Origin of the sequence: Marivivens niveibacter (genome assembly GCF_002150005.2) — a bacterium.
Taxonomy (GTDB): domain Bacteria; phylum Pseudomonadota; class Alphaproteobacteria; order Rhodobacterales; family Rhodobacteraceae; genus Marivivens; species Marivivens niveibacter.
In genome coordinates this window covers 68,689-78,415 of record NZ_MSPP01000008.1, presented here as the reverse complement: position 1 = coordinate 78,415, position 9,727 = coordinate 68,689, and the positions used below count along the sequence as shown (strand labels likewise).

Below are 9,727 nucleotides of genomic sequence, written 5' to 3'. Positions count from 1 at the left end.
CTTCAGAAGTCCCAACCGCGCCTCAGCGCCGCCGGTGAAGGGGGTTCTAAGGGGAGTGATGCATGGGCGCAAGCGGATTCGGTGAGGTTTTTTGAATTTTCTTCAACAATAATCGCAGGGCCCTTATTTTATTGAGCATTAGGCGCGAATTATTTACCAAACGCGCCGATTAACGCGCGCCACCTTAGCCCCATATATACATTATATATATACACCCTCAGAAACGTATATTTTGGACGCAACCGACTCGCACGCTCCGAGTCACTGATTCAACAGGCAGAATCGCGCCCACAGCCGCGTTATGAACCCTTTCTTCGATGTAACTTCCCCCGTATAAGGCAACGGGTTCGCGCAAGAGTCGCGAAAAATGCGTTACAAAAGTACAGGAAGGCGACAGATGGCTGGTTTCGGGGGATTGTTTTCGTCAGATATGGCGATCGATTTAGGGACCGCGAACACGCTGGTTTATGTCAAAGGCAAAGGTATCATCCTGTCTGAACCTTCGGTGGTCGCCTATCACGTCAAAGACGGCGTTAAGAAAGTCCTTGCTGTTGGCGAAGACGCGAAATTGATGCTGGGCCGCACGCCTGGTTCGATCGAAGCGATCCGCCCGATGCGTGACGGCGTTATCGCTGACTTTGATACTGCAGAGGAAATGATCAAACATTTCATCCGCAAGGTTCACAAGCGCACAACCTTTTCGAAACCAAAGATCATCGTTTGCGTACCGCACGGTGCGACACCTGTTGAAAAACGGGCGATCCGTCAATCGGTTCTGTCTGCTGGCGCACGCCGCGCGGGCCTCATTGCAGAACCAATTGCAGCGGCGATTGGTGCGGGCATGCCGATCACTGACCCAACCGGTTCGATGGTTGTCGATATCGGCGGCGGTACGACTGAAGTTGCCGTTCTGTCCCTAGGCGACATCGTTTATGCACGTTCCGTTCGTGTTGGCGGTGACCGCATGGATGAGGCGATCATTAACTACCTGCGCCGCCAGCATAACCTGCTGATCGGTGAGGCAACTGCAGAACGTATCAAAACGTCGATCGGCACCGCCCGTATGCCTGACGATGGCCGCGGCGCATCCATGCAAATTCGTGGTCGCGACCTGCTGAACGGTGTTCCGAAAGAAACCGAAATCAGCCAAGCACAAGTTGCCGAAGCTTTGGCAGAACCAGTCCAACAAATCTGCGAAGCCGTTATGACCGCACTAGAGGCAACGCCTCCGGATCTGGCGGCGGATATCGTTGATCGCGGCGTTATGCTGACGGGCGGCGGTGCGTTGCTCGGTCAATTGGATCTGGCGCTGCGCGAACAAACCGGTCTGGCCATTTCCGTAGCTGATGAATCGCTGAACTGCGTTGCATTGGGCACAGGCAAGGCGCTGGAATACGAAAAACAACTGCGTCACGTCATCGACTACGACAGCTAATCCCAAGGGGGCCCCGTGGCACGCGAAAACCAACGCGAAGATGCCTATTTTGCCCCCTTGCGGCGTTTGCTGATCGGGGTGCTGCTGTTTCTTTTGCTGGCCATTTTTCTGGTTTGGCGGATCGACAGCCCACGGGTTGAACGGTTTCGGTCTGCTGTTTTGGACCGCGTTGTTCCATCAATGGAATGGGTTATGGCCCCCGTTTCGGGCCTGACCCGCATTGCCTCTGATTTCCAATCCTATCAACGGCTGCTCGAACAAAATGCGGATTTACGGCGCGAACTGCAGCAAATGAAAGCATGGCGAGAGGCCGCCCTGCAGCTAGAGCAGGAAAACGCTAAACTGTTGGATCTGAACAATGTTCAGCTGGACCCATCCTTAACCTACGTAACGGGAATCGTGCTGGCAGACAGCGGATCGCCCTATCGGCAATCAGTTTTGCTAAACGTTGGCGAACGTGACGGGATTAGGGATGGCTGGGCTGTTATGGATGGCATTGGTCTGGTTGGCCGCATTGCCGGCGTCGGCCAAGAGACATCCCGCGTTCTACTGCTGACCGATACATCCAGCCGCATACCGATCATCATTCAAGGCTCAGGTCAGCGCGCATTATTGATTGGTGACAACTCTAAAAACCCGCTCATCGAATTTTTGGAAAGCCCAGATTCTGTCCGCCCAGGGGATCGCGTGATTTCGTCTGGTGATGGTGGCGTCTTTCCTGCTGATTTGCTGGTTGGACAGGTTGTTTTGGGCAATGATCGCCGCCTTCGCGTACGTATGTCCGCCGACTACGAACGTTTAGAGTTTCTGCGCGTCTTGCGCAGTCAGCCACGTGAATCCATTGAAAACACAGGCGAACTTTTGTCGCCGGACACAGACGGTGGCCCAAGCTTTACCATCACCCCACAGCTGAGCACAGACGGATGAACGAGATCCAAACAACACGCCGCTGGCTCGGTCGGGTGATGTTTGTCGTTATCAGCTACATCATTCTTTTCGCGCAGCTCATGCCATTGTCGACCGAACCGTCGCAATGGGCGCCACCTGATATCTTAATGCTGATTACAATGGCTTGGGTCGTGCGCCGTCCTGATTTGGCCCCTATCGGACTAATTGCTTTGATCCACTTTTCCGCGGACCTACTGTTGCTTCGCCCACCGGGGTTATGGACTGTATTGGTGATCATCAGCACAGAAATACTGCGGGCGAAATCGTCCGAATTCCGATCTCTGGCCTTTCCGTTCGAATGGATTTCTGTCGCCGGGACTTTGATCGCGCTGTTTTTTGCTCATCGCATAGTTTTGATGATCATGTTCTTGCCTCAGGCACCGATTATGTTGACGTTGTCGCAACTGCTAATGACCATTTTGGCTTATCCATTGGTCACGTTTTTGTCCTATGTCGCATTCGGCGTCAGCCGCCCCGCCTTGGGCGAAGTTGACGACAGAGGGAGACGCCTATGAAACGCCCGCCGAAAGATAATTTGGCCTCAAATCGCGTCATTTCGCGGCGCGCGTTGATCGTGGGCGCGAGCCAATTGGCTATTGCGGGCGTGCTGACCATGCGCATGCGGAACCTGCAATTAGAACAGGCCGATACATTCCGCCTGCTGGCAGATGAGAACCGTATTAATATCAAGCTTTTGGCGCCAGCTCGCGGGCTAATTCATGACCGGAATGGTACATTATTGGCGGGCAATGAACAAAACTATCGCATCACGATGACTCGCGAAGAAGCCGGCGACATCGAAGAAGTTTTGGCCAACCTTGCGCAACTTATCCCGCTAACAGAAACACAAATCGCCGAAGCCGTACGAGAAATGAACAACCGTTCGGCATTTGTGCCCGTGACAATCGCCGACCGGCTGAGCTGGGACGACATTGCGAAGGTGACGGTCAACGCCCCTGCCTTACCGGGTGTAACCGCTGATGTAGGCCTAAGCCGGTTTTACCCACGGGGCTCTGATATGGCACATGTTGTCGGATACGTCGGCCCTGTATCAGACTATGACCTAAGCCGTATCGAATCCCCCGACCCCTTGTTGCAGATCCCCAAATTCCAAATCGGGAAAACGGGCATCGAAAACAAAATGGAAACCGAACTGCGCGGTTCCGCTGGCACCCGCCAGATCGAGGTGAACGCAATTGGCCGCGTGATGCGCGAACTATCCCGCGAAGAAGGCATTCCCGGTTCTGACCTGCAACTGACGATCGACGCAGATCTTCAGCGCTATGTTGAGGCACGACTGGACGGAGAATCCGCTGGGGCCGTGGTGATTGATTTGGAAAACGGCGATCTGCGTTCGATCGTTTCATCGCCTTCGTTTGACCCGAACCTTTTTGTGCGCGGTATATCCGTTGCGGATTGGCAAGGGCTGAATGAAAACCCCTATCGCCCATTAGCCGCCAAAGCGGTCCAAGGTATCTACCCACCTGGATCGACATTCAAAATGATTACCGCATTGGCAGCCGTCGAAGACGGGGTCGTTGACCCCGAAGAAACAGTTCTGTGTCGCGGCTTTACCGAAGTCGCAGGCACCCGTTTCCACTGTTGGAAATCGGGCGGTCATGGGAACATGAACCTTCATGATAGCCTAAAACATTCGTGCGACTGCTATTACTACGAAATTTGCCAACGGGTTGGCATTGATAAAATAGCGGCAATGGCGCGCCGCTTCGGTCTGGGCATTCGCCACGACCTGCCGTTGTCTGCGGTGGCTTCTGGACTTGCCCCTGACAAAGAATGGAAAACAAAGACCCACGGCGAAGATTGGCGGATTGGCGATACGGTCAACGCATCAATCGGCCAAGGTTATGTGCTGGCATCCCCGCTTCAGTTGGCCGTTATGGCTGCGCGTCTGGCAACGGGGCGTACCATCACCCCGCGCCTGATCAACGCCATCGACGGCGTGCGCGTCCCCATCCCCGAAGCCGAACCCATTGGCGTGAATGAAAATACCTTGCGCCGTATTCGCGCCGCGATGGATGCAGTGGTCAACAGCAACCGCGGCACAGCCTATGGCGCCCGCATCACCGAAGTTGAAATGCGCATGGCGGGTAAAACCGGTACATCGCAGGTGCGACGCATCACAGCCGAAGAACGCGCACGCGGCGTGACAAGAAACGCTGATTTGCCATGGGAACGCCGCGACCACGCGTTGTTCGTCAGTTTTGCGCCAGCAGATAATCCAAAATACGCAGTCGCGGTGGTGGTCGAACATGGCGGCGGTGGTTCAGCCGTGGCCGCACCTATTGCGCGCGACATCGTTCTTCAGGCCCTGTATGAAGGTCCGCCGCCGCTATCCGCGTATCCATCGGCGATGCGCGGCCGCATTTCAGAACAGCAACGTAAAATCGAAGAACACATGCCAGCCGGTTCTGTCGCAATGAATGATCGCGCCTGACATGAGTTATTTAGAACATAACGTTAAATCCGTACCAACGGGCCTGCGCAAATTGTTGTACCTAAATTGGTCAATCGTGTTGCTTCTGACGGCGATCGCGGGGTCCGGCTTTGTCATGCTTTATTCCGTCGCAGGCGGGTCAATGACGCCGTGGCTTCAGCCGCAAATGGTGCGCTTTGCCTTGGGATTGGCGGTGATGCTGATCATCGCAATGGTGCCGATCTGGTTTTGGCGCAATGTATCCGCGTTTGGCTATATCGTGTCGTTGCTGTTGCTGGTTGCCGTTGAATTATTCGGTGAAACCCGTATGGGGGCACAGCGGTGGATCGATTTGGGGTTTATGGTTTTGCAGCCGTCCGAATTGGCCAAGATCACATTGGTCATGTTTTTGGCGGCCTATTATGACTGGCTCCCGCTAAACAAACGATCCCACATCATCTGGGTCATTATCCCCGTTTTGATCATCATGGTGCCATCGGCGTTGGTGATTAACCAACCTGATTTGGGGACAGCCCTTTTGATGATGATAGGTGGCGGAACGATCATGTTTTTGGCTGGCGTGCATTGGGGATACTTTGCTTTCGTCATCGGCAGCGGCGTTGCGATGATCTGGGCTGTTATGGAATCGCGCGGCCAAGCGTGGCAGATTTTAAAAGATTACCAATATCGGCGGATCGAGACATTTCTGGACCCGTCCCAAGACCCGCTAGGTGCGGGATACCACATAACACAGGCCAAAATCGCGCTGGGTTCGGGCGGCATGACTGGGCGTGGATTTATGCAAGGCACGCAGTCACGGCTGAATTTCCTGCCTGAAAAGCATACCGATTTCATTTTCACCACATTGGCCGAAGAGTTCGGATTTATCGGCGCGGCAGGGTTGTTGGCACTGTATATCGTACTGCTGGCGTTCTGTTTCATTTCCGCGCTTCAGAACAAAGATCGATTTGGATCGCTGGTGACGCTGGGGATTGCGATGACATTCTTTTTGTATTTCGCTGTGAATATGTCGATGGTGATGGGCATGGCGCCCGTCGTCGGCGTTCCCTTACCAATGGTCAGCTACGGCGGATCAGCCATGCTGGTGCTGATGGTTGGTTTCGGATTAGTCCAAAGCGCCCACGTTCATAGGCCACGATAATGATCAACATCCTGTTTTCTGCCCGCACCGAATTATGGCCCGTCTACCGAGATTTATTGTCGGGCGCGCTGGCCGATCAGGGCCTAGATGTACATTTATCTGATGACCTACCTGCGGCGGATGTAGATTACATCATCTTTGCACCAAACCCGCGACTGACAGATTTCACCCCCTATTCGCGGTGTCGAGCTGTGTTCAGCCTGTGGGCAGGTGTCGATACAATCGTGCAAAACGAAACCCTAACAATGCCGCTGTGCAGATTAGAGGATCCCGGCCTAACCCAGGGCATGGTTGAATGGGTTACGGGTCATGTCCTTCGGCACCATTTGGGTATGGATCGCCAGATCTTGAACCAGAACGGCGTGTGGGACCCTATTGCACCACCTCTGGCCGCGGATCGCCCGATAACGGTTCTGGGGATGGGCGTATTAGGTGCGGCATGTGCGCAGACATTAGCGTCCATTGGGTTTCCAGTGACTGGCTGGTCTCGTACACCTAAAAATGTCGATGGTGTCACATGCATCCATTCAGACGACCCACGCGATGCGCTGCACGATGCCCAAGGCGTTGTTTTGTTACTACCTGCAACGCCTCAGACAAAAGGGATTTTGGACGCGGATGCGCTGAACGTGATGGCGCGGGGCGCGTTTGTGATCAATCCTGGACGCGGTGCGCTGATTGACGATGCGGCGCTAATCAGCGCGCTGGACAGCGGACAGATTGGTCACGCGACACTGGATGCATTTCGTATCGAACCTTTGCCTGCTGATGATCCCTATTGGTCCCATCCAAAGGTCACGGTCACACCCCATATTGCCAGCGAAACACGCCCCGCGACAGCCGCTAAACAAATCGCTGAAAATATAAAACGCGCCGAAACCGGCTCGCCTTTGATGAATTTGGTTGATCGAACCCGCGGTTATTAACGCAGTTTCGGTGGGCTGTTCGGATCCATACCTGGGTTTGATCCCGGGACATGGTCATCCTGCATTTCAGGCTCTGGCAAGTCGAACCCGATACCTACCCGCTTCAAACGCTCTGCGAACTGGCTGTTTTCCGGCACAAAGGTCACGTCCAGCATACCCGCGTCAATACCCGAAAAGGTCAACGCTTCGGCAACCGCATTTGCCAGCGCATGTTCGGCGCCATCAGTCGCGCCGATAAAGGTCAGGATGTGGCTTTTGTTCCCGTTATCATAGGTCACGCCTGCCAGATACGCCGATTTTGCCAATCCCGCAGCACTGGCCAATTTGCGATCCAATCCCGTCAGCAGGGTTTCTGGCAACCCTTTGGGCGCGGTGATTTCGACAGGGCGGGCCATTTGTTCTTCTGGTGCGTTGCCCAAGGTTTCCATTAGCCAATCAATCGCAGCAGGCGGGATCAGGATCGACGATGCCTGTCCAAGATTCACACCCATACCGATATTTTGCCCCATCAGCATTTGCGCCAATCCGCGGCCCGATACAGCCGCATATGACGCGGCACGTTCCGCAAAATCGGCCAACCTTTCTTCGCGGTCGAAAACCAACACATATTGGATGCCATCTGCCTCGATCACTTCGGGTGTAATGTCATCATCCGCCTCTGGTTCTGATGCGAGCAGCAAAAACAATTCGCTGTCGGCCAGACGTTCGTAAAACCGCAAACGTACTGCGTCGTCTTCGGGGGCGGCTTCCATCGCGGCGTGGGCGGTATCGATTTCAGTTGTCATCTAGAACCTCTTGAACGCGGGATCGCAGAGCGGGCAGCAGATCTGCCTCGAACCACGGGTGTTTCTTGATCCATGCCGTATTGCGCCACGACGGATGAGGCAAGGGGATGACATGGGGCAAATGGTCATTCCAATTGGAAACAATGTCTGTGACGCCCGTTTTGCCTAGATGCCATTTCATCGCGTGTCCCCCGACCAAAAGCGTGAGCCGGATGTTCGGCAAGGTGTTCAACACACGATCACGCCACGTTTTTGCACAAATTGCGGGCGGCGGCAGGTCAGCACCTTTGGCATCATAACCGGGAAAACAAAACGCCATTGGGACAATCGCGATACGCGAAGTGTCGTAAAATATGTCAGAGCCAATACCCATCCAATCCCGCAGCCTGTCGCCAGATGGGTCTGTAAAAGGACGCCCAGACTGATGCACCCGCATTCCCGGGGCTTGGCCAGCGATCAAAATACGCGCCTTGGGCGAAAACCACGCAACCGGCCGCGGCGAATGTTGCGTCTGCGTTTGCGCAAAACGATCCGCGCACAATCGACAATTTGCGATTTCATGCATCAGGTTATCCATGCCAATGCCTACCGCAGCCAAAGACGTGGCGCAAATGGACAACTTACGATCCAAAGGAGTTATAAAACTACACCGCACGTTGTGATTGACGTTAGATTAAGTTATGCGCGCAGCGACCAACGAACGAGGGAATAAAAATGTACCGCGTCTGGAACTTTCTAACGCAATATTCACTATTGCTGATCATGGGGGCGGTCATTGCCCTTGTTTGGGCAAACATCAATCCTGACAGCTATCACCATTTCGTAGATTTCGTGATCGTCGATCATTTCTTTATCGGTCACCTGCATGATGGTCACCGTACACTAACCCTGCACTATCTGGTTAACGACGTCTTGATGGCGCTGTTCTTTGCCATCGCGGCAAAAGAGGTGTGGGAAGCCATCATTCTGGAAAACGGATCCCTTCGCGGTAAAAAAGCGGCCACCCCGCTGATCGCAACGTCGGGCGGTATTCTGGGCCCAGTGGCTGTTTACCTGATCTTGGCAATGATGCTGGGTTCGGAAACCTATAGTGCTGTGGCAAACGGCTGGGCGATCCCAACCGCGACAGACATCGCGTTTTCCTATCTAGTCGGCCGTCTGGTATTCGGCGCAGGTCACCCTGCTGTCCGTTTCCTACTACTGCTGGCAATTGCCGACGACGCCGTTGGCCTGCTTATCCTTGCGATCTTCTATCCATCGGGCGCATTGGCACCGGAATGGCTGCTACTGTCCTTTGGTGCGGCGATTGTGGTTTTCGTGCTGGCAAACTGGCTGCCCCGTCGTATGGACCGCGGCAATCAAGCGCGTCCAACATCGACTTGGGTGCGCAAGAAACTGTCGTTCTGGCCATACGCTATTGCAGCATGCTTTAGCTGGTACGGTTTCCAACAGTCTGGCATTCACCCTGCATTGGGCCTGTTGCCAATCGTTCCAACCATCCCGCACGCAGACCGCGCATTCGGTATCTTCTCCGAAGCGGAAACACATCTGCACGACCTGCTGAACGACATCGAACACGCGTTGAAGTACCCTGTGGAAATCATCCTGTTCTTCTTTGGTCTGTGTAATGCGGGCGTGACGTTCAGCTCCATCTCGGAACCAACATGGTTGGTTCTTGCGGGCCTGATCATCGGTAAACCGCTGGGCGTATTGCTGATGGGCTGGATCGCGGCGAAACCGCTTGGCCTTGGATTGCCTGCGGGTATGCGCATCATCGACCTGTTCGTGATCGGCTGTGTAGCCGCGATCGGATTTACCGTGGCGCTGTTTGTGGCTTCGGTTGCCTTCGATCCGGGCCCTGTACAGGACGCTGCGAAAATGGGCGCACTATTCAGTTTCGCCGCGGCTGGCATATCGATTGTCGCGGGCAAATTGACCAAAGTCCAAAAGATCGAAAACTAAACGCTTTTACGCCCGCCCGGTTTTGTGAACTCGGCGGGCGTAATTATTCATGTTCTTTTCCCGCTTGATCCGTCA

9 protein-coding genes are annotated in these 9,727 nt (G+C 54.3%); 7 read left to right on the top strand and 2 right to left on the bottom strand.

The window, feature by feature from the left end; all coding sequences use genetic code 11:
• Positions 1-397 precede the first annotated feature (397 nt).
• The 6 genes from BVC71_RS15210 to BVC71_RS15185 are packed head-to-tail and all read left to right on the top strand — an operon-like array spanning position 398 to position 6,905.
• Complete coding sequence (locus BVC71_RS15210) at positions 398-1,435, top strand: rod shape-determining protein (protein ID WP_086452553.1); 1,038 nt, start codon at positions 398-400, stop codon at positions 1,433-1,435.
• Between the two features lie 15 nt (positions 1,436-1,450).
• Positions 1,451-2,362, top strand: a complete 912-nt coding sequence (gene mreC / locus BVC71_RS15205; RefSeq protein ID WP_086452552.1) for a rod shape-determining protein MreC — start codon at positions 1,451-1,453, stop codon at positions 2,360-2,362.
• Between the two features lie 38 nt (positions 2,363-2,400).
• Entirely contained in the window at positions 2,401-2,898 is a 498-nt protein-coding gene (locus tag BVC71_RS15200; protein WP_133064560.1) for a rod shape-determining protein MreD, read from the top strand.
• A complete protein-coding gene (mrdA, locus tag BVC71_RS15195; protein ID WP_086452550.1) occupies positions 2,895-4,838 on the top strand; it encodes a penicillin-binding protein 2 in 1,944 nt (647 codons plus the stop codon). Before BVC71_RS15200 ends, mrdA begins: the two co-directional genes overlap by 4 nt.
• A gap of 1 nt (position 4,839) precedes the next feature.
• Positions 4,840-5,979 carry a rod shape-determining protein RodA gene (gene rodA, locus BVC71_RS15190; protein WP_086452559.1) on the top strand — a complete coding sequence of 380 codons (1,140 nt, stop codon included), beginning with the start codon at positions 4,840-4,842 and terminating at the stop codon, positions 5,977-5,979.
• Positions 5,979-6,905, top strand: coding sequence for a 2-hydroxyacid dehydrogenase (locus BVC71_RS15185; RefSeq protein WP_086452549.1), 927 nt, complete (start codon positions 5,979-5,981; stop codon positions 6,903-6,905). Before rodA ends, BVC71_RS15185 begins: the two co-directional genes overlap by 1 nt.
• Here BVC71_RS15185 and BVC71_RS15180 read toward each other — a convergent pair.
• Both BVC71_RS15180 and BVC71_RS15175 read right to left on the bottom strand, forming a co-directional pair.
• Positions 6,902-7,690, bottom strand: a complete 789-nt coding sequence (locus BVC71_RS15180; protein ID WP_086452548.1) for an SseB family protein — start codon at positions 7,688-7,690, stop codon at positions 6,902-6,904. The two genes, BVC71_RS15185 and BVC71_RS15180, sit on opposite strands and share 4 nt — an antisense overlap.
• Positions 7,680-8,267, bottom strand: a complete 588-nt coding sequence (locus BVC71_RS15175; protein WP_086452547.1) for a uracil-DNA glycosylase family protein — start codon at positions 8,265-8,267, stop codon at positions 7,680-7,682. Before BVC71_RS15175 ends, BVC71_RS15180 begins: the two co-directional genes overlap by 11 nt.
• Before the next feature lie 137 nt (positions 8,268-8,404).
• On the opposite strand from BVC71_RS15175, the gene BVC71_RS15170 reads away from it, so the two are divergent.
• Entirely contained in the window at positions 8,405-9,652 is a 1,248-nt protein-coding gene (locus BVC71_RS15170; protein ID WP_086452546.1) for a Na+/H+ antiporter NhaA, read from the top strand.
• Positions 9,653-9,727 lie beyond the last annotated feature (75 nt).